Raw genomic sequence first — 20,103 nt, 5'->3', positions numbered from 1 at the left:
CACCTCACCATGTCCGAAGCCGGCCCGAAGATCCATCCCCAGACGCTTTCTGTTCACCCCGAAGACCGGATCACGCCGGGATGGGATGCGGTTCAGGTGCCCGTCGCGCGCGCATCGACGGTGCTGTTTCCAGATCTGGCATCGATCCGTGCATTAAACTGGCGCGACGATACGCAATGGCGCTACGGCCTCCATGCAACACCGACTTCGATGGCGTTGATGCAACGGCTCGCTGCCATCGAGGGCGGTCAGCACACCTTGCTCCATCCGTCGGGCCTCTCGTCGATTACGAACGTCTATCTCGCATTCGTTCGTCCCGGCGACGACGTATTGCTTCCCGATAACGCTTATTCGCCGAACCGCGAGCTGGGCGATTGGTACGCGAGCGACTTCGGCGTGTCCGTGCGTTACTACGACCCCCTGGCCGGCGAGAAGATCGCGGACCTGATCCAGCCGAACACCAAGCTGATCTGGATCGAAGCACCGGGCTCTGTGACGATGGAAGTGCCCGATGTCGCGGCGATTGCGCGCGTGGCGCGCGAAAAGGGCATTCTGACGGCCATCGACAGCACATACGCGGCGGGGATCTCGTTCCGTCCGCTTGAACACGGTGTCGACATCGTCGTTCAAGCCCTCACGAAATATCAGTCGGGCGGCAGCGACGTCATGATGGGCGCGACGATCACGTCGAATAGCGACCTGCACGCTGAACTCAAACGCGCGCGCATGCGTTTCGGTCTCGGCGTGTCGTCCGACGATTGTTCGCTGATTCTGCGTAGCCTGCCGACCATGCAATTGCGCTACGAAGCGCACGACCGCAGTGCGTTGTCGCTGGCCAAATGGCTTGCCACACGCGATGAAGTCGAGGTCGTGCTGCATCCGGCGTTGCCGAGTTGCCCGGGCCACGAGCATTTCGTGCGCGATTTCACCGGCGCCGGTGGCTTGTTCTCTATCGTGTTCAAGCCCGGGTACACGAGTGCTCAGGTCGACGCATTCGTCGAGGGGCTGCGCTTTTTCAAGCTCGGCTACAGCTGGGGCGGGGCATTAAGCCTTGCCATGCCTTATCACATTCGTGCGATGCGCACCGCGACGCAATGGCCGTACGACGGTGTACTGGTCCGGTTCTTTGTGGGACTCGAAGATGAACGCGACTTGCGTGCTGATATCGAGCAGAGCCTGAACGCTCATCTATGAGCCTGGCTGACCCGGCATCGCGCCGGGCCCAACGCTTACACGAACAAATTGAGCAGGCCATCAAGCCCGACGTGATTGAACGCAACCGTTGCCGCGTCCTGCACGACGGGCTTCGCGCGGAACGCCACCGACAGTCCTGCTTCAGCCATCATCTTGAGGTCGTTCGACCCATCGCCCATGGCGATGGCGCGGCTCGGTGCAATGCCGAGCGTGTCGCATGTCTCGCGTAGCGTACGCGCCTTGACGTCGGCGTTGACGATTTCGCCGATTACCCGTCCGGTCAGTTTCCCATCAACGATTTCGAGCGTGTTCGCGCGCGTGAAATCGAGCCCCAGCCGTTCCTTGAGCCGCTCGGTGAAGAACACAAAGCCACCGGAGACGAGCAATGTCTTCAGGCCCGCATCGCGCGCGCCCGCCAGCATGCGCTCGGCACCCGGGGACAGATTGAGCCGCTCGTTGTAGACGCTTTCGAGCGCACTTGCTTCGAGGCCCTTGAGCAACGCGACACGCCGCGTGAGGCTCTCGTTGAAATCGCGAATCTCCCCCCGCATCGCCGCTTCGGTAATCGCTGCAACCTCGCTTTTCAATCCACAGAAATCGGCGATTTCGTCAATGCATTCAATCGTGATCAGGGTTGAATCCATATCCATGGCAACGAGCCCGAACGCCGATAGCGCCTGAGGTTCGACATACGCGTAGTCGAGGCGGTGCGTTTCGCAGTAGATCGCAATGTCGGGGCGTTGCGTCAGCTTGGCGTCCACCACGCGCAACGTATGCGGATTGACGAGCCCACCGGATGCGCCGCGTGCGAGTCCGAGGAGCGGTTTGAGATGGGGCGCGTCAAGCGGTGTAGGGCTTTGGATGACGAGGTTCATCGTTATGTGGAGTAAGAAGGTACACGCAAGTGGCCGAGCAATACGGCCGCCATTGTAAAGCGTTGGCAACGTCGCAGTGCCAAGGCTCGGGATGTAGCCCAGTATCGCGATATGAACCGGTCCGGGTCGCGAAGAGGGCGAGGCTTACGCGCGCCTGGATAAAGACCTAAACCGGTTCGGCGAATTCCGAACGATGAAAGGTAAATGTAAGAGTTTTTGAGTTGCGTGTGGTTTCTACACTGGGGGCGCTTCGTTCCGGTCCGCGAAGCACTCCTGAATAAAACCATCGCAACTTATGAAATTGAACCAAAGACCGTTACATATTCCATTGTCAATTGCCTTCGTGGCAGTCAACGCCGTGTGGAGCTGGCAAGCACTCGCGACGGTGCAGGTATGCGGGCCCACCGGCGCAAACTGCTCAAATGCAACGATCGCATCGGGTACCGATAACAGCTACGACAGCTCACAATGGCTCAAAATTACCAACGACCCAAGCGGAGCCAATATCGGTACCGAGACGGACACGACTATTTCAACCAAAGGCAATCTGACCGTTGCCAATTCGACCGTCAGCGTGGATAGCATTACGATCGGCACGGTGAACAATGCGACCGGAGCGCCCAATACGGCGTCCACGCCGAAGGCGACCATCAGCGACAGCACCGTCTACGTCAGCTCGGCCGCTGGCGGCCTGACCGTCGCCGAAGGCAACCTGACGGTGTCGAATTCAGTGATTCATGGCGATGTGACTGCAGCGAACAACGGTAAGCTGGACAGCTGGGTTGGAAGCGGCGAAATTGTCATTCAGGATAACTCCACCGTGTATGGCACAGTCCAGACGTCATACAAGTCGAGCGTATCAATCGATAACAGCGACGTTTTTTCAAGTGCACCCGATGCGTCGTCCGCCGCTGTCTGGGTCCGGGGCGGGGGGACGGTAAAAATCACGAACGGCTCCAACGTTTCGGGTGCAACGGGGATTCGTATCGAAGGCGATATCCAGTCGCCAGACAGTAGCGTCGTGATCGACGGGTCGTCCGTAACGGCGACCAACAATGCGGCGATTCGTGTGCTTAACAGCAGTACGAACACGACCACGAACATTTACGTGCAGAACGGAGCGACGCTGTCCGGTAGCACCGGTGACATGCTGCTTGTCGAAGACAGCTTCAATGGCACGGTGAATTTCAACGCCGAAAACGTGAATCTCGTGGGTGATATTTACGCGTATGACACGCCTACGGTGAATGTCGCGATGTCGAACCACGGCAACATCGCGGGCGCCATGATCGGCGTGGACTCGCTCAGCATTTCCAACAGCACCTGGAGGCTGACGGACGACTCCGACGTGCGAACCATCACGAGCGCGGGTGGCACGATCAATACCGGTTCGAGCGTACTGGCAACAGTCTCCATGTCGGGGCAGGGCAACCTGGTGTCGGATATGGAACGCGTGAGCGCCGGGCCTGCGGTGATCGTCAACCAGAATATGTCGGGCGATTGGAATGTCGCGGTCACGGATACGAAGCACAACTATGACCAGGGTGAGCTCCAGCAGACATACGTCGTCGCCGAAGTAGCAGGCGAAAACACGGCCAACGTCAGCGGCAAATCCGATATCGGCGCGTATAGCTATTCGAGCAGCGTGGATCAAAACGGGGACGTCGTCGTGACGCAGGACGCCGACGACGGAAATGATGGCGGTGGAGGTGGCGGTGGTGGCGGTGGAGGCGGTGGCAAGCCCGCGCTCAATGACGGCGCGACAGCAGCCCTCGATGCCATGTCTGTCGCGGCGCAACGTGCGATCTGGGACACTCAATTCTCGGCATTGCACTTACGTCAGCAAAACCTGCGTGACTTCACGCCTGCTCCGGGCGCCGGTTCGTTCTGGGTCCAGGGCTACGGAGGTAACTACAAGCTGGATAATGGCTATGGGTCGAGCGATGCGGATACGTTCGACACAACGGTGACCGGCGTATCGATCGGCTTCGACAAGGTTTTGCATCACGACGACAACGCCGACGTCATCGGTGGCATCTACGCTTCGTTCGTTGACGAAAATCGCCAGGCAACAGCACAAAGCAACGGCGACAGTCACGGCTACTCGATCGGTGCATATGGAACCTGGGCGCACCGCTCCGGCTGGTATGTCGAAGGCATGATGGCGTATGGCAATTTCGACAACAGCTACAGCGCGCGTTACTACGGTGATCCGTCACACACCATGGTCAATGCCGATGACTGGAGCAGTTCATCTGGCGCCATTGCCGTTGAGCTCGGCCGCAAGTTTGAGCTCGCCGACGGGTGGTCGATTCAACCGGCCATCGGCTTGCGTTACCTGAGGCAAGGCAGTCAGGACTTTACGACCGATCTCGGCCATCGGGTCAGTTCGGATGGTGTGAGTTCGGGCGGTGCCAACGCGTCGGTCACGTTTGCAAAGACCATACACCAGGGCGACGCGGTATTTCGCCCCTACGTACGCGTCGGATACGCGGAAGAATTTAACGGCACGCAGACCGTTCACTACGCCGGCGCGACCATCGACTCGGAACTCGACGCTTCGCGCGCATTCGTCAACCTCGGTGTTGCCGCGGAGTTCGCGAAGCACCACTCGGCCTTCGTCGATTACCAGTACCAGAAGGGTCACAACGTCGAGAACACTTACCTCGTCAATCTTGGCTACCGGTATGCGTTCTGATCGCGTCGAAGGTACGACGTGGATAGGTGTGAGATAGAAAAGCCGTGAAGCCTGAGCATTCCGGAGCCGCGGATCTGCAGGCTCGATGCGAAGCCGGTCTGATTGAGGGGGGAGCGATGAACCGCTCCCCCTCGTCGGTTCGCTTACTGCGCGCGTCCGAAATCGGACGTGTTGTGCTCGACGGCGGCTGGTGCCGGCGTCGTCGCTGCCGGCTGGATTGCACCGGAGCTGACCTTCTGCGGTGCCGGGGTGATGGCGCCGGCGCTGACCTTCTGAACGGGCGCCGTGATCGCGCCCGAACTGATCTTCTGCACCTGGGGCGAAGCCGCACCTGCACCGTTGCCAGTCGCGTTACTCACGTTCGCGCTCGCGACCTGCATCGCGACCGTGCCGCCATTCGCGCCCGCTGCATTGGCTTGCGGCGATGCACCTGCCGCGGCCGTTGCCGTCTTGATCGCGGCGAATACCGAACTGGCGTGGGCCGATCCGTTGGTCGCCGCATCCTGCTGCGACGGCGAACCGTGCTTCGCGCCGGTTTCGGGCGTCGCGGGTTGAACCGCAGCCTGCGACGGTGCAACGTTAGCGGACGACTGCGCGCGTTGTGCCGCACCAGGCACCGCCTTCGCAGTTGCCGCCGCGCCAGAACCGCCGTTCGTGTGCGGAGCCGGGTCCGCGACATCGACAGCTGCCTTGATCCGTGCGACCACGGCTTCCGGTGAAGCCGCGACGTTGTTGGGCGAACCGCCATCCGGGCTCGACGTATGGTTCGATACCACGGTCTGCGCCGGTGTGCCCGCTGCCGGAGCCGCGCCGGACGGCTTCTGCGCATCGCCCGGCTGAGCCGATCCCGGCGTCGACAGGTCCATCCGTCCACCGTCGCGATAGAACGCGTCTTCGGTCTTCTTGTTGAGCACAAGAATACTGATGCGTCGATTCGCGGGTGCGGCGAGATCGTCCTTCACGAGCGGCAGGGCGTCGGCGAGGCCGCGCACCTGGAGCACCTTGAGTTCCTTGAGCCCGCCAATACCGAGTTCGCGGCGCGCTGAGTTCGCGCGTTCAGACGACAGTTCCCAGTTCGAGTAGCCCGACAACGCACCCGAATACGGCGCCGAGTCTGTATGGCCGGCGATCGAGATGTGGTTCGGCACGTCGTTGAGCGCGATACCGATCTGATCGAGGATTTCCTTCGCGTACGGCTCGAGTTCTGCACGGCCCGTCTGGAACATCGGGCGGTTCTGCGCGTCGACGATCTGGATACGCAGACCCTCGGACGTGATGTCGATGCGAATCTGATTCTTGAACTGCTGCAGCTTCGCGTTCATTTCGATCATCTTGTCCAGACGATCCTTGAGCGCCTTCAGTTTGGCTGCGTCGTCCGGCGTGTCGGCGCGCGGGGTGTTCTCCGGCTGCATCGGGTCTGCGGCCGGCATCATCATGCCCGGCGTCGACGAATCCTGTTCGTCTGCAGACTTCTGCGTTGTCGCGTTCGGCACGAGCACCGCGTTCTGTGTCTTGGAGTCGTCGCCATGCGCAACTTCGGCCGACGTCTTTGACATCAGGTCCGTGCCGCCGCCGTTGATGATGCTGGCCGAGGCGCTCGACGAGTTGCCGTGGTCGAACGCCACCGAGATCGGGCGGTTGAAGAAGTCCGCAATCCCTTGCTTGTCGCTTTTGTTCGTCGAGTTCAGCAGCCACATCAGCAGGAAGAACGCCATCATGGCCGTCACGAAGTCGGCGTAGGCGATCTTCCATGCGCCGCCGTGGTGGCCATGGTCGCCATGGCCACTCTTGCGGCGCAGAATCAGCAGCGAAACCTTGTCGGTTTCACCGCCTTCCTTCTTTTTTGGTGGAGGCATGGTTACGCAGCCTTCGGAGTCTTCGTTGCCTTGACGGCTTCTTCGAGCTCTTCAAAGCTCGGACGGTCGACGGAGAACAACACCTTGCGGCCGAATTCGACGGCGACGGTCGGCGCATAGCCACCCATGGCGGCGAGCAGCACGCACTTCACGCATTCGAACGGCTTGCCGGCTTCCTTGGCCTTCGCGTTGAGCACGCTCGCGAGCGGGCCGATAAAACCGTACGACAGCAGAATCCCGAGGAAGGTACCGACGAGTGCCGCGGCGATCATTTCGCCGAGTTCGGCCGGCGGCACGCCGATCGAGCCCATCGTGTGCACCACGCCCATGACGGCCGCCACGATCCCGAATGCGGGCAGGCCATCGGCCATCGACTGGATCGCCGTGCCGGGCACCGCAGCTTCGGCATGGTGGGTGTTCAGTTCGGCATCCATCAGGTCCTGCACTTCGTGCACGGCGAGGTTGCCGCTCGACATCATGCGCAGATAGTCGACGATGAAGTCGAGCAGGTGATGGTCAGCCAGCACCACGGGGTACTTCTGGAAGATCGGGCTTTCCTTGGGCGACTCGACGTCGGCTTCAAGGCTCAGCATCCCTTCCTTGCGCGACTTCTGGAGCAGCTCATAGAGCAGGGCGATGATCTGGAGGTATTTTTCCTTGTTGTACTTGCTGCCCGCGAAGCACGTCGGGATCGCCTTGAGCGTCGCCCCGAGCGTCTTCTTCGGATTGCTGACGACGAAAGCGCCCGCAGCCGCACCAAAAATACACATCAGTTCGAACGGTTGCATCAGCGCAAGGACGTGACCGCCCTCGAGCACGTAGCTACCGATCACGCAGCCGGCCACGATGGCCCAGCCAAGAATGACGAACATGGGATTAATCCTAAGAGGGAAAAGAAGTCGCGCGATACTTCGCTTAATTCTGTTTACGGTCGGCTGACCGCGTACTTGATAGTCCGGAACCCGCGAAAGGGCGACATTTTGACGGATTCGTCACCCGTTTATTACCGTTGTTTGGAAATATTGACCGCTATGCGAACACGTATTGCCGAGCGTGCTAGGTTTCTTCACGAGAAGGGGCGCGGCGAACGGGTGAAAGCAGCGCGTCGATGGCGGCCGGATCGGCCGGTTTGACGAGGTGATGGTCAAAGCCGGACTCTTCGGCGAGGCGAATGTCCTTCTGTTGTCCATACCCGGTGAGCGCGATCAGCAAAGTGTGCGTGCCCCAGTCGCGAAGCCGCGTGCGCTGGGCGACTTCATAGCCGTTCAGCCGCGGCAAGCCGATATCGAGAAACACGGCGTCAGGGTGAAAGCGCTCGATGGCCTCGAGTGCCGCCTGGCCGTCATAGGCGATCTCGACGGTATCGCCGCCGAGTTCGAGCATGGCGCCGAGCGCCTGCGCGGCATCGATATTGTCGTCGACCACGAGCACGCGCAAACGTCGGCCGGCGGTCGGATCGGCCATGGGGCCGGCCGCCGCACGATGTTCGGGTTCGACCAGCGGCAGGCGAACGGTAAACGTGCTGCCGGTACCCAGGCCGTTGCTGTGCGCTGTCACACTGCCGCCATGAAGCCGTGTGAGCTGTTGGGCGAGAGAGAGTCCCAGGCCCAGCCCGCCAGGGACGACATCGTCTGTCGCCGGTTCGACGCGCGCGAAGGTTTCGAAGACTTGCGCGAGCATGTCCGCCGCGATGCCGATGCCGTTGTCGCGGACGGTGAGAAGGGCGGTGTTGGGGTCGCCCGGATCCCGGGCAAGATCGATGGCGATCCGGCCCCCCGGCTTGGTAAACTTCGCAGCGTTGTGAAGCAGGTTCGAGAACACCTGCGCGAGGCGTGCGCGGTCCGCGTAGACCGCAAACGGTTCCTGCGTCAGGTGCACATCGAGATGATGCTGGCGCTGGTCGATCATCGGCGACGCCGTGTCGATGGCGATCTCGACGGTTTCCGTCAGGTCGATGACGTCCTTGCGCAGCTCGAGCCGGTTATGCGTGATCCGGGATATCTGAAGCAAGTCGTCGACGAGTCGGGTCATCTGATCGACCTGGCGCACCATGATCGCGCGGGCCTTTGCGCGCGTCACGGGTTCGGACGAGCGTTCCAGCACTTCGAGCGAGGCCCGGATCGGGGCGAGCGGATTGCGCAGTTCATGCGCCAGCACCGCCAGGAACTCGTCTTTCTTTCTGTCCGCCGTGCGCAGGTTTTCGAGCAGCCGCGCCGCGACTTGTTCTGCACGTTTGCGATCGCTGATGTCGCGAATCACGCAGCGCGCATATTGGAACTGCAGCCCTTCGTGATGCGCATTGGCATCGAGCAGCACGGCGCGCAGTTCGCCGCTGCGCGCACGGATCGCTCCTTCGAGATTGCGAACAGTCTCGCCGGCGACCAGCCGGTCGAGTAACACGCGTAGGCTTGCGGGATCGGCCCAGAGGTCGGCGAGCGGCCGGTTGAGCACCGCGTCGCGCGGCGCGCCAAGCAGATCGAGCAGCGCCTGATTGGCCTGCACGACGACACCGTCGATATCGATGCGCAGCAATGCCACTGCGACATTTTCAAGAAAATCGGCGAGATCCTTTTCGCTCTGGCGCAGCCGTGTCTCGGCGAGCTGCCGCTGCGTGATATCGCGGAACACAATGACAACCCCGGCCGGACGGCCTTCGTCGTCGAGCACGAGCGAGGCGCTTTCCTCGATCGGCAACGTGATGCCATTGCGTGCCTCGAGCCAGGGGGCCAGACCGTCGGCCGCGCGCGGGCCGGCACCGGCCAGTACACGTAACACGGGGCTGGGGAGCGTGGCGCGGGTCTGGCCGTCGACCAGCCTGACGAGCGCATCGAAGGATCGGCCCAGTGCCTCTTCGGTCCGGTAGCCGGTAAGCGCCTCGGCTTCGCGGTTCATGAGCAGCAGCGTGCCTTCGAGATCGGTCACGATCACCGCGTCGCCGATGCTGGCGAGGGTCGCCGACAGCCAGTCGCGCTGACGGCGCGCGTCGAGTTCGACGCGGCGGCGTTCGCGCACTTCGTCCTCGAGCAGGGCGGTCGACGCGATGAGTCGCTCGCGCGTGGTACGCAAGGCGTCGAGCATGATGCAGACGGCCGAGCCAATCAGCAGGAACAAGGCGACGAAGACGATGTCGTTCGCGTGATCGAGCCGCAGCGACATTCTGGGCGACATGAACAGCAGCATGCCCGCCAGCGCACCCAGCACCGTCGCGGCGAGCCCGGCACCGAGCCCGCCGAACCAGGCGGCGAACAACAGCGAGAGCAAAAACGGCAGAAGCGGCGCGTGGTAGCCCAGCACCGGCGTCAGGAGCCAGCGCAAGACGCCCATCGCGATCGTCGAAGCAATCGCGAGCAGATAGGGCCAGACGCCGTTACGCAACGAAGGGGCTTTCACGGATGAAGTGTCCGGGCGATCGGTGCGAATGCGGATAAGGACTTGACCGGATGCTCTGATCCAGGCTGGTCTTGTTCAATGTGGCCTTTTTCAATGAGGTCGCGACGGCGGGCTCCCGGTTCCGTATGTGGGGCGCGCCCGGGTTGGCGCGTCCTGTGCTGGGAGCATATTATCGGAGAGGCGGCACGCGTGGACGATCGGTTCGTGCAAGCGATTGCCGCCCAGCAGGACCCCATTCGCCTGACATCAACAGGAGACACCGGATGAGAACCGTACTGATGACGCTTGCCTGCATCGCCGCCGTTGCCGGGAGTGTCCAGCCGGCCAGCGCGAAATCGCCTGACGAGAAAATCGCTTACACGGTCAAGGTCAGTTCGAAGGTGTATGGCAACAGCCAGGCGACGCGGCAGATCGCATCGGGCCAGACCGACGACTACACGTGGAAGACAACGCCGCCGGGTGGCGCCGCGGCTTTACCGTCGCAATGCGCGGCCGGGCACGACTGGCCGGTTGATGAGAATGGCGCGTTGTTGCGGCAGACGCGCGTGCGGCTGGCTCCGGTCGTCGACGCAGCGAATACCGCCAACATCCAGTTGAGTTTCGACGCACTGAGCCCGCAGGCGTCCGCACCCAAGCAAGGGTCGTCGACCGCCAACGCGGATCCGAAGGCGTGTCCGGCCGTGTCGACGACGAGCGAAGTCGTGCGATTCGCGCTGCCCCTCAATAACAAGCCAAAGACCATCACCCTCAAGGACGGCACCCAGCTGACCATCAGCGCCAAGTCCTGACATCCTGAGCGGACCCGGGCCATGACGTGCAGTGTCGCGGCGTGGCCCGGGCCCGCTCGTCGTCCGTCCATCCGCTGTTCGTGCGCTGTTCGTCCTCCATCCGGCAGCCGCGTGGCCGGGGTGCGTCGCGGGTGTGTAACCACCGTTGACGCGCGCCTTTACGTCGCGTTAGACCTCCCTTCGCGCTTCCCGGCACGAAGCGTGCTTGTAAGGCCGCACCTTAGATGACCGCGCTGTGTCAATTCCCGACGGGATCAAGGCGGGCGCGGTTCTGCTGTGCAATCGCGACGATCGGCGTAGGTGTTTTTTACGTCGCATCGGGACTTTTTCCTCGTTCGGCGATTCGATGCGTGCAACGGGTACCGGATACCGAATGACAATCACGACCCACTCCCTGATAGACCAGGAAGAACAAGAAGAACAGGAACGAAAGGAACCCGAAGCCGTCTCCACAGGAGCGCGGGCCAGTCGCGCGCGGAGTCAGCGCGGGCAGCCGCCACACGAGACCTTGATGCAGATGCTCCGGACGCAGACGCACGCCCATCACCGGCGGCTGGAGACGTCGCTCGATCTGATGCGGACCGGCATGACGCTCGACGATTACGCAGCCGTGTTGCGGGGCTTCTATGGATTTATCGCGCCGTGGGAAGAATCGGCGCGTGCCCGCATGCCGGCGACGTTGGTCACCGCGTTCGACGCACGCCGCAAGACGGGCGCATTGCGCGACGATCTTCGTGCGCTGACGCGGCGCGGCGTTGGCGAGTCGGAGGTCCGCGGGCTGAGCTTGCCGGCGTTCGAAAGTACGGCGGAGAGTACGGCAGCGTGGCTTGGCTCGTGGTACGTGATCGAAGGCTCGACCCTGGGCGGACAGATTCTCGCGCCGCACTTTGCCGCGCGCTTCGGGCTCACACCCGAAAGCGGTGTCCGTTACTTCGACGGATACGGGCCGCGTACCGGCAGCATGTGGAATGCCTTCAGGGCCTTGCTGGTCGAGACCGTCGAACCCGCGGCTTACGGCACGGCGGTCGATGGGGCACGGCGTACGTTCACACGGCTGCACGACTGGATGATCGAAATCGGCGTCGCGCGGGATGCGAGCGCTGAAACGACACAAGGAGCCGGATGAGTTTGGGGAACACGGGCCGCACCGATGCACCGGATCTCGGCGCATGCGATCGCGAGCCTATTCATGCACCGGGCGGCATTCAGCCGCACGGCTATCTGTTTGTCGTCGACGAGTCGTCGCTACGGATTCTGCAGCTCAGTTCGAACGTGCAGGCGCTGGTGGGCGCGCAGGCCGAATCGTTGCTCGGCACGACGCTGGCGACCGCGCTCGGCGACGCGTGTTCGGCGCGTGTGACAGAAGCGCTGGCGATGAGTGCACCCGACGTCTCGCTCGACGACGTGCCGCTGTATCTGGGCGACATCACGATTGCGTCGCAGCACGTCGATCTCGTGTTGCACCGGCGTGATCCGGTGCTGATGCTCGAGCTCGAGCGGCGCTCCGATCGGCGCAGCGATACGTTTGCGTCGATGTATCCGCTCGTGCGCAGCTTTGTGACGAGCCTGCAAAAGGCGGGGTCGGTTGAAGAACTCGCAAGCCTTGCCGTCGCCGAGATTCGGCGTATCACGGGCTTTGGCCGAACCTTGCTGTACCGGTTCGACGACGACGGGCACGGTGTCGTGCTCGCCGAAGAGTGTGAAGCGGGATACGAACGGTTTCTTCATCATCATTTTCCGGCCTCGGACATTCCCAAGCAGGCGCGCGCCCTGTACCTCAAGCGCCATTTGCGGCTGATCGCCGATGCGAACTACGACCCGGTCCCGCTTGTGCCACGTGACAACCCGGCCACAGGCGAACCCACGGACCTGAGCGCGGCCTCGTTACGCAGCGTCTCGCCCGTGCACCTCGAGTACATGCGCAATATGCGCACGATCGCTTCGATGTCCGTGTCGCTGATCGTGCGCGGGAAGCTGTGGGGCATGATTTCGTGTCACGACCACGCACCACGCTTTCCGGGCTTCGGCACGCGCATGGTCTGCGAGCATCTGGGCCAGGTGCTGTCGCTGCAGATCGAGGCCAAGGAGGATCGCGAGGATTCGCTCTACCGGCATGATCTGCGCCGCACGCTCGTCGAGCTGCTCGCGTCGATGGCCGATCACGACGGGTTTGTCGAGGGACTGGTCGAACATGGGCACGCCTTGCTGCGTCTGGGCGGTGCGAGCGGCGTAGCGATCGTCGTCGACGGACACGCGACGTTGCTCGGCCTGACGCCGCACTCCGCCGCAGTGCTCTCGATCGCCGACTGGCTGGCCGAGCGCGGAGACGGGCCCGTGTATTCGACCGATCGGCTCGGGCCCCAGTTGCCTGCCGGCTTTGTTGACATCACCGCGCAGGCGAGCGGCATGCTGGCCGTGTCGATCTCGCAGCTGTACCGGCATTACGTGATCTGGTTCCGGCCTGAAGTCCTGCGGGAGATCGACTGGGCTGGCGAGCCGCGCAAGGAAGATCTGTCGGGCGCCACACCGTCCGGTGCGCACGCATCGAATGGCGCGGGGGCGCCCGCTGCGTCTCGCCATGCCGCGCCTGAGCACGAAGTGCGGATTTCGCCACGGCGCAGTTTTGCTTCGTGGCGCGAAACCGTGCGCGGCTGCTCAACGCGCTGGCGCACGGCCGAGGTCGACACGGCCCTCGAATTTCGCACGGCGATGCTGGGGTACGTGTTGCGCCGCGCCGAGGAAATGGCGGCACTGTCGACTGAACTCGGCCGTGCGAACAAGGAACTCGAAGCGTTTTCCTATTCTGTGTCGCATGATCTGCGTGCGCCGCTGCGACACATCGTCGGCTACGGTGATCTGCTCGGCGAGTTCGAGGGCGAACGGCTGACCGAGCGGGGGCACCGGTTTTTATCCAATGTGCTGTCGTCGGCGCGCTTTGCAGGCGCACTCGTCGACGACCTGCTGAGTTTCTCGCAGATGGGGCGGGCGGCGCTGCGTGTGGCCGAAGTCGATTTGCGCAGTCTGGTCGAGTCGCTGATCGCCGAGTCGGAGAAGGACATCGACGGCCGTGAGGTCGAATGGCGGGTGGGGGCGCTGCCTCATGTGCACGGTGATGCAGTGTTCCTGCAGATCGCGCTGCGCAATCTGGTTTCGAATGCGCTCAAGTATTCGCGCGGTCGCCATCCCGCCGTGATCGAACTCGGCGCCCGGCTCGAGGGCGACGAGCATGTCGTGTTCATTCGCGACAATGGTGTGGGCTTCAACATGAAGTACGTCGCAAAGCTGTTTGGTGTGTTCCAGCGATTGCATCGCGTCGAAGAGTTCGAAGGCACCGGCATCGGTCTGGCCAATGTCCGACGCATTATCGAGCGCCACGACGGCCGCACCTGGGCCGAAGGCAAGCAGGACGAAGGCGCCACGTTTTATTTCTCCCTGCCCGTTGCCGGTCCGTCCGACCCGAACGCGGCTTCACCCGGTGCGAAGGGATCGCTCAGACCGTATTCCAGCCATGCTTAAGCCTATATTGCTCGTCGAAGACAATCCGAACGATCTCGAGCTCACCCTGGTCGCACTCGAAAAGAGCCAGCTCGCCAACGAAGTCATCGTGTTGCGCGACGGCGCGGAGGCCCTCGACTATCTGCGCCAGACGGCGAACTGGTCCGACCGTCCGCCCGGCAACCCGGCGGTGATTCTGCTCGACCTGAAAATGCCGAAAGTCGACGGGCTGGAGGTCCTGCAAATCATCCGCTCGACCACCGAGCTCAAAAGCATTCCGGTGGTCATGCTGACTTCGTCCCGCGAGGAGCGGGATCTGATGCGCAGCTACGAGCTGGGTGTCAATGCGTACGTCGTGAAGCCCGTCGAATTCCGTGAATTCGTCGAAGCCATTACCGACCTCGGCGTGTTCTGGGCCGTGGTCAACGAACCGCCGCCGGGTTCGGCGCGAGCGCGCCGCCGCGCGCTCGAAAGCTAGCGCGGAGACGATCGTGACGACACTGCGCCTGTTACTCGTGGAAGACAGCCCGCTCGATGCCGAGCTCACGCTGAGCGCGCTCGAGCGCGGCGGCTACCATGCCCTTGCGCATGTCGTCGACAACGAAGCCGACTTTGCGAATCGGCTTGACGCGGCCATGCTCGACGACCGGCTCGATCTGATTCTTGCCGACTTCGTGCTGCCGAGCTTCTCCGGTACCGAAGCGCTCTCGATCGCGCGTGCGCGGGCGCCCGATGTGCCATTTATTTTCGTGTCCGGCGTACTCGGCGAAGAGCACGCCGTCGATATGCTCAAGCGGGGTGCGACGGACTATGTGCTCAAGCAACGCCTGACGCGCCTGCCTGCCGTTGTCGCGCGTGCGCTCAACGAACGTGCGACGCGGCTCGAGCGCATCCGCATCGAGCGCACGCTGCACGAAACCGAAACGCACTTTCGCCTGCTCGTCGATGCGCTGCGCGACTATGCCGTCATGACGCTCGATGCGCAGGGCTGCGTACGCACGTGGAATGCGGCATCGGAACGGATCCTCGGCTATACCGCGGCCGAAGTGATCGGACAGTCCGCGAAGATTTTTTTCAGCCGCGAAGATATCGAGGCAGGGGCATTCGAACGCGAGCTCGACGAAGCGCGCCGCCTGGGCAGCAGCGCCGACGATCGATGGCTGTGGCGCAAGGACGGCCAATCGTTCTTTGCGGCCGGCACGACCACCGCGATTCGCAACGACGGTTCCCAGACGCAGGGCGCCGACACGCTGCTCGGTTTCTCGAAGATCATCCGCGACGCCACGCAGGAGCGCGTTGCCGCCGACGCGTTGCGCCTTGCCAAGGAGCAGGCCGAAACGGCGAATCGCGCGAAAGACCATTTCCTCGCCGTGCTGTCGCACGAACTGCGCACGCCGCTTACGCCGATTCTCGCCGCGGTCAGATTGATCGAAATGAAAGGCCCCTTGCCCGATGGCGTGAATTCGACGCTCGACGTGATCCGGCGCAACGTCGAACTCGAGGCGCGCCTGATCGACGATCTGCTCGATCTCACGAGTATTGCGCGCGGCAAGCTGAGCCTGAACTTCCGCTCGGTGTCGCTCGATGAGGTGCTGGGCTCAGCCCTCGACATGTCGGTCTCCGACATCCACGCGAAGGGCCTGCATCTGTCGACGGCGTTCGATGTCGACGGCACGCGGATTTCGGGGGATGCGGCGCGGCTGCAGCAGATCATCTGGAACCTCGTCCGCAATGCGGTCAAGTTCACCGCATCGGGCGGACGCATCGAGATCCGGGTATTCAAACCCGATCCGAAAAGCGTCTCGGTCGTGGTGTCGGATACGGGCATCGGCATCAACGCCGAAGCGCTTCCGCGGATCTTTTCGGCGTTCGAGCAGGCCGACGATTCCATCTCGAAGGGGTTCGGCGGCCTGGGGCTCGGACTGGCGATCGCCAGCACGCTTGCGCAAAAGCATGGCGGCACGCTGTCGGCTCACAGTGACGGGCGTGGGCACGGGGCGCGATTCACGCTGACTCTGCCTGTGCTTGACGACGTCAGCGCCACGGCCAGCCCGGAACGCGGACCCGATGCGGAACCCAATCCTCTGCAGTCGTTGCGCGTGCTGCTGGTCGAGGACAATGCGTACACCTCGTCGGCGATGGCCGATCTGCTCGAGGCGCTGGGTCACAACGTCAGCGTGGCCGACACGGTGCATCGCGCCGTGCTGCTCGCGGCAGACCATCCTTTCGATTTATTGATCAGCGATATCGGCTTGCCCGATGGCAGCGGCCTCGACGTGATGCGCGAATGGGCGCGATTGCAGCGTGGGGTGCCGGGTCTGGCCGTCACGGGATACGGCATGGATGAGGACGTCCGCCGCTGCCGGGAGGCGGGTTTCGCCGATCATCTGACCAAGCCGGTCAATATGGACAGGCTCGAAGCCGCCTTGCGCGCTATCGCTCGACAAGTCGCGACGCAACAAACCGGTGGTCTGCCGTAAACAGACGCGAGCTCGCAAAGAGCACGGCGAGCACCGTGGCCGCGGCGGAAGCTGCCGCGAGCAGGAACATCACGACGATCTGATAGCGCACAGCCTGCTCCGGGTGCTGTCCCGCGAGCACCTGGCCCGTCATCATCCCGGGCAGGCTGACGAGGCCTACCACCGTCATTTGATTCAAGGTGGGTGTCATGCCCGCGCGTACGGCGATGCGCGCCGAGGCGAGTGCCGCTTCCCGGCGCGTGGCACCCAGCGCGAGCAGCGTTTCGACCTGCGCGCGGCGCGCCGTGAGTTCCTCCGTCATACGCTCGAGACCAAGCGACACGGCCGTGAGGCTGTTGCCGAGAATCATGCCAAGGATCGGAATCGCATATTGCGGTGTGTACCAGGGATGGACACCGATCACGAGCACGAGCCCGATTGTCGTGACGATCCATCCGCTGATTCCGATCGACGCGAGCGCATCGACCCTCAGGCCGCGATAGGTGCGTGATCCTCTTCCGCTCGCCGCGATGCCGGCGATCACGGTCATCGTGACCATCACGGCCACGGCGAACGGCCACTGCGGGTGCCCGAATACCCAGCTCAGCACGTAACCGATCGCGAGCAGCTGTACGACCGTGCGCACTGACGCGACGGCGAGCTTGCGGCCGAGGCCCAGACGCAGCCAGACCGACAACGCGCCGTCGAACAGAATCAGCGACGCAGCGATGGCGACGTCGACATAGGACAGATCGACATAACGGGATCCATTCATGAAGCAGGGGACTCCGGAGGGCCTGACAAAGAAAGGACGCCGGCCCTGAGGGTCGCGAAACGGTTGCCGACGCGGCGTGCCTGCGCAAGGTCGTGCGTGACCCAGGCCAATGCCGTGTGCGGGGTATGCCGGGCCCAGTGATCGATCATCGCTTCGACCGCGAGGACCGTCTGCGGATCGAGCGACGCAGTGGGCTCGTCCAGCAACAGCATCGTCGGCGCGAGCAACAAGGTCCGCACCAGGGCAACCAGCTGTTGTTCGCCGCCCGACAGATCGTCGGCACGCTGCTCGAGAAACGCGCTCTGGCGTCCCGCGGTGGAAAGATAGTCGAGCGCGGCGGCACGATCGTACGTGCGATGCCGATGAATATGAAGCCCGAACGGCACGCGCAGATTGTCTTCGACCTTACCGTCGAACAGTGCAGGGCGTTGCCGGACGTAGGCCACCGCGCTGCGATAAGCGGGGACGTGCGACCGGGCCACGGGTTTGCCATGCCAGCGAAGCTCGCCCGACGGGCGATCGAGCAGGGCGAGCGCGCGCATCAGCACGCTCTTGCCCGCGCCCGACGGACCCGTGATGACAAGCCGGTCCGCGGGTGCAATCGTCAAGTCGCACGGATGCAGCAGGACGGCTTTCGACAGATCGTCGCTGCGCGACAGTCCAATGGCTTCAAGCATCACGGGGGCGGGGCGGAGCAGGATCGGTACCGGATGGCGGCGCAGCGACGCCGGACCGCGGGGAGGTCATGCCGGGCGAGGGCTCGGCGCCGACGCGTGCGTGTACGCGCCGCGGCCCGAGTGTCAGCCAGTGCGCCAGTTGCGTGGCGCTCATCGGTGAGCCGTGCAGATAGCCTTGCCCATATTCAACGCCGAGATCCAGGAGACGCTGGTGCTGCCGTGTCGTTTCGATGCCTTCGGCGATCAGGGTGAGGCCGATTTGCCGTGCAAGCGCAACGATGCCGCGTATCAGGTCGGTCCGGTCGTGCTCGAGTTCGCTTACGAAGCGCTGATCGATCTTGAGAAAGTCGAAGTGAAACGCCTGCAGTTGGCCGAGCGTGCTGCGATCGGTGCCGAAGTCGTCGAGCGCGAAACGCACCCCGTGCTGACGCAGCAACTCGAACGACGCGAGTGCGGCCGCGCGGTCGTCGAACAACTGGCGCTCGGTGACCTCGGCGATCACGCCACGGCCGCGGGCTCGCGTGCGCAGCAGCCGCGACAGGTCGGCGATCGCCCGTCGGTCCTGCAAATGCCGCGGCGCGAGGTTGACGGCCAGGTGCAGGTTCGCAGGGATGCGGTGGATATGAAGCTCTTCAAGCGCGCGTTCGACGATCATGTGCGTCATCGGTGCGATCAGCGGATCATCTTCGACGATGCCGATAAACTCGCCCGGACTGACGGTGCCCCAGCGTGGATGCGACCATCGCACGAGTGCCTCGACGCCGACACAGGTGCCGCGCTCGAGGTCGACGACCGGCTGGTAGTGCACTTCGAACTCGCGCCGCTCGATGCCCGTGCGCACGGCGCGCAGCAAGAGGCGTCGCGGGTCGAACGAGATCGACATCAGCCACGCGATCATGCCCGCGAAGGCAAAACCGATCGGCACAAAGACGCTCAGCTGATGGCGGTACACGTCGCGCACGAACACAGGCGACTCATGCACGACGACGTCGAGCGGAAACCGGTCCGATGCGGCGGTGGCCGGCTCGCGCGCACCGGACGCCGCGCTCACGCCACTGAGCGTCAGTGTGGACTGTGCATTGCGCAGCGCGATGTGATCCATGCCGAAGCGCGTGTCCTCGCGCAACACGTCGGCGAGGTAGGCGCCATCGATATAGAACAGCACGCCCGAGCCGAGCGGGTCAGGCGTGGGCGCCGGGAAAAAAACGAGGAGCGTGGCGCGCGTCGGCTGGGCCACGGTGCCCGACACGAGGCGATATGAAGGCCGGTCCCGCGCGACTTCGCCGAGGTAGGTACTGAGTCGTACGGTGTTCGGTCCATACGACGATACGCAATAGATCAGGCCGTTTTTGACCAGTGCGCCGCTGCGGATGTAGGGGATGAAGGCGTCGGATGTCGCCAGCCGCAGCCGCGCGACATCGCACGGCGTGCCCACGAGCGGCATGATGCGCCCATGTTCGGCAGACACGCGATCGATCATCGATTCGACGCTCGTGATGACGTCGCGCGCGACGTCGATCCGCCGCTCGGCAATCTCTTCGCGCGCCTGCCACACTCCCAGAAGCACAAACGCCGCGACGGTCAGCAAGGCGCACGCAACCCGCAGCACGAGGCGGGACCGGCGCGCATCGCCGTGCGCGCCGCGGCTCTCGGAATCGGACGAAATGGATTTCACTCTGGCTAGCAGGGGCAACGCGCCGCGGATGTTATCTGAACTATTGTCTAAGCGCGCGCTACGGGATTGCATTCGCGGGCGGTGCGAGCATAGCATGCGGATCGGCCGGGCCACGATTGGCCGGGCCACGATTGGCCGGGCCGCGGTCGGCCGCGCCACGCTGGGTCGAGCCATCCGATGGCCCGGTAATTGCTGCCTGCTTCGCGCCGCAAGGATGTGTG

Annotated in this window: 14 protein-coding genes; 7 read left to right on the top strand and 7 right to left on the bottom strand. The window is 63.3% G+C overall.

The window, feature by feature from the left end; genetic code table 11:
• Positions 1-9 precede the first annotated feature (9 nt).
• The gene (locus ACMFWR_RS10955) at positions 10-1,194 is read left to right on the top strand and encodes a cystathionine beta-lyase (protein ID WP_413191705.1); all 1,185 of its coding nucleotides are present in this window, start codon (positions 10-12) and stop codon (positions 1,192-1,194) included.
• Positions 1,195-1,229: 35 nt separating this feature from the next.
• Here the strand turns inward: ACMFWR_RS10955 and serB are convergent, their stop codons facing one another.
• The gene (gene serB / locus ACMFWR_RS10950) at positions 1,230-2,069 is read right to left on the bottom strand and encodes a phosphoserine phosphatase SerB (RefSeq protein WP_413191704.1); all 840 of its coding nucleotides are present in this window, start codon (positions 2,067-2,069) and stop codon (positions 1,230-1,232) included.
• Positions 2,070-2,412: 343 nt separating this feature from the next.
• On the opposite strand from serB, the gene ACMFWR_RS10945 reads away from it, so the two are divergent.
• A complete protein-coding gene (locus ACMFWR_RS10945; protein ID WP_413191703.1) occupies positions 2,413-4,767 on the top strand; it encodes an autotransporter outer membrane beta-barrel domain-containing protein in 2,355 nt (784 codons plus the stop codon).
• 143 nt (positions 4,768-4,910) lie between these two features.
• Here the strand turns inward: ACMFWR_RS10945 and motB are convergent, their stop codons facing one another.
• The 3 genes from motB to ACMFWR_RS10930 all read right to left on the bottom strand — a co-directional run bounded on the left by motB (position 4,911) and on the right by ACMFWR_RS10930 (position 10,013).
• Positions 4,911-6,623: a flagellar motor protein MotB gene (motB, locus tag ACMFWR_RS10940; RefSeq protein WP_413191702.1), complete on the bottom strand. Its 1,713-nt coding sequence runs from the start codon at positions 6,621-6,623 to the stop codon at positions 4,911-4,913.
• A 2-nt stretch (positions 6,624-6,625) separates the two neighbouring features.
• Positions 6,626-7,495: a flagellar motor stator protein MotA gene (motA, locus tag ACMFWR_RS10935; protein WP_413191701.1), complete on the bottom strand. Its 870-nt coding sequence runs from the start codon at positions 7,493-7,495 to the stop codon at positions 6,626-6,628.
• 184 nt (positions 7,496-7,679) lie between these two features.
• Positions 7,680-10,013, bottom strand: coding sequence for a PAS domain S-box protein (locus ACMFWR_RS10930; protein WP_413191700.1), 2,334 nt, complete (start codon positions 10,011-10,013; stop codon positions 7,680-7,682).
• 263 nt (positions 10,014-10,276) lie between these two features.
• Here ACMFWR_RS10930 and ACMFWR_RS10925 point away from each other — a divergent pair, with 263 nt between their 5' ends.
• From ACMFWR_RS10925 to ACMFWR_RS10905, 5 genes are all read left to right on the top strand, one after another.
• Positions 10,277-10,801, top strand: coding sequence for a DUF6013 family protein (locus tag ACMFWR_RS10925; protein ID WP_413191699.1), 525 nt, complete (start codon positions 10,277-10,279; stop codon positions 10,799-10,801).
• A gap of 511 nt (positions 10,802-11,312) precedes the next feature.
• Positions 11,313-11,927, top strand: coding sequence for a biliverdin-producing heme oxygenase (locus ACMFWR_RS10920; protein ID WP_413191698.1), 615 nt, complete (start codon positions 11,313-11,315; stop codon positions 11,925-11,927).
• A complete protein-coding gene (locus ACMFWR_RS10915) occupies positions 11,924-14,317 on the top strand; it encodes an ATP-binding protein (RefSeq protein ID WP_413191697.1) in 2,394 nt (797 codons plus the stop codon). The genes ACMFWR_RS10920 and ACMFWR_RS10915 overlap by 4 nt, the downstream gene beginning before the upstream one ends.
• Positions 14,310-14,774, top strand: a complete 465-nt coding sequence (locus ACMFWR_RS10910) for a response regulator (protein ID WP_413191696.1) — start codon at positions 14,310-14,312, stop codon at positions 14,772-14,774. The genes ACMFWR_RS10915 and ACMFWR_RS10910 overlap by 8 nt, the downstream gene beginning before the upstream one ends.
• A gap of 13 nt (positions 14,775-14,787) precedes the next feature.
• Positions 14,788-16,776 (top strand): response regulator, encoded by a 1,989-nt coding sequence (locus ACMFWR_RS10905; RefSeq protein ID WP_413191695.1) that lies wholly within the window; start codon positions 14,788-14,790, stop codon positions 16,774-16,776.
• Here ACMFWR_RS10905 and ACMFWR_RS10900 read toward each other — a convergent pair.
• The 3 genes from ACMFWR_RS10900 to ACMFWR_RS10890 are packed head-to-tail and all read right to left on the bottom strand — an operon-like array spanning position 16,730 to position 19,882.
• Positions 16,730-17,530, bottom strand: a complete 801-nt coding sequence (locus tag ACMFWR_RS10900; RefSeq protein ID WP_413191694.1) for an ABC transporter permease — start codon at positions 17,528-17,530, stop codon at positions 16,730-16,732. The genes ACMFWR_RS10905 and ACMFWR_RS10900 overlap by 47 nt on opposite strands.
• The gene (locus ACMFWR_RS10895; protein WP_413191693.1) at positions 17,527-18,207 is read right to left on the bottom strand and encodes an ATP-binding cassette domain-containing protein; all 681 of its coding nucleotides are present in this window, start codon (positions 18,205-18,207) and stop codon (positions 17,527-17,529) included. Before ACMFWR_RS10895 ends, ACMFWR_RS10900 begins: the two co-directional genes overlap by 4 nt.
• Positions 18,200-19,882, bottom strand: a complete 1,683-nt coding sequence (locus tag ACMFWR_RS10890) for an EAL domain-containing protein (RefSeq protein WP_413191692.1) — start codon at positions 19,880-19,882, stop codon at positions 18,200-18,202. The genes ACMFWR_RS10895 and ACMFWR_RS10890 overlap by 8 nt, the downstream gene beginning before the upstream one ends.
• Between the last annotated feature and the right edge of the window lie 221 nt (positions 19,883-20,103).

It is taken from the genome of Pararobbsia alpina, assembly GCF_965118125.1.
Classification (GTDB): domain Bacteria; phylum Pseudomonadota; class Gammaproteobacteria; order Burkholderiales; family Burkholderiaceae; genus Pararobbsia; species Pararobbsia alpina_A.
This window is presented reverse-complemented; position numbering and strand designations above follow the sequence as displayed.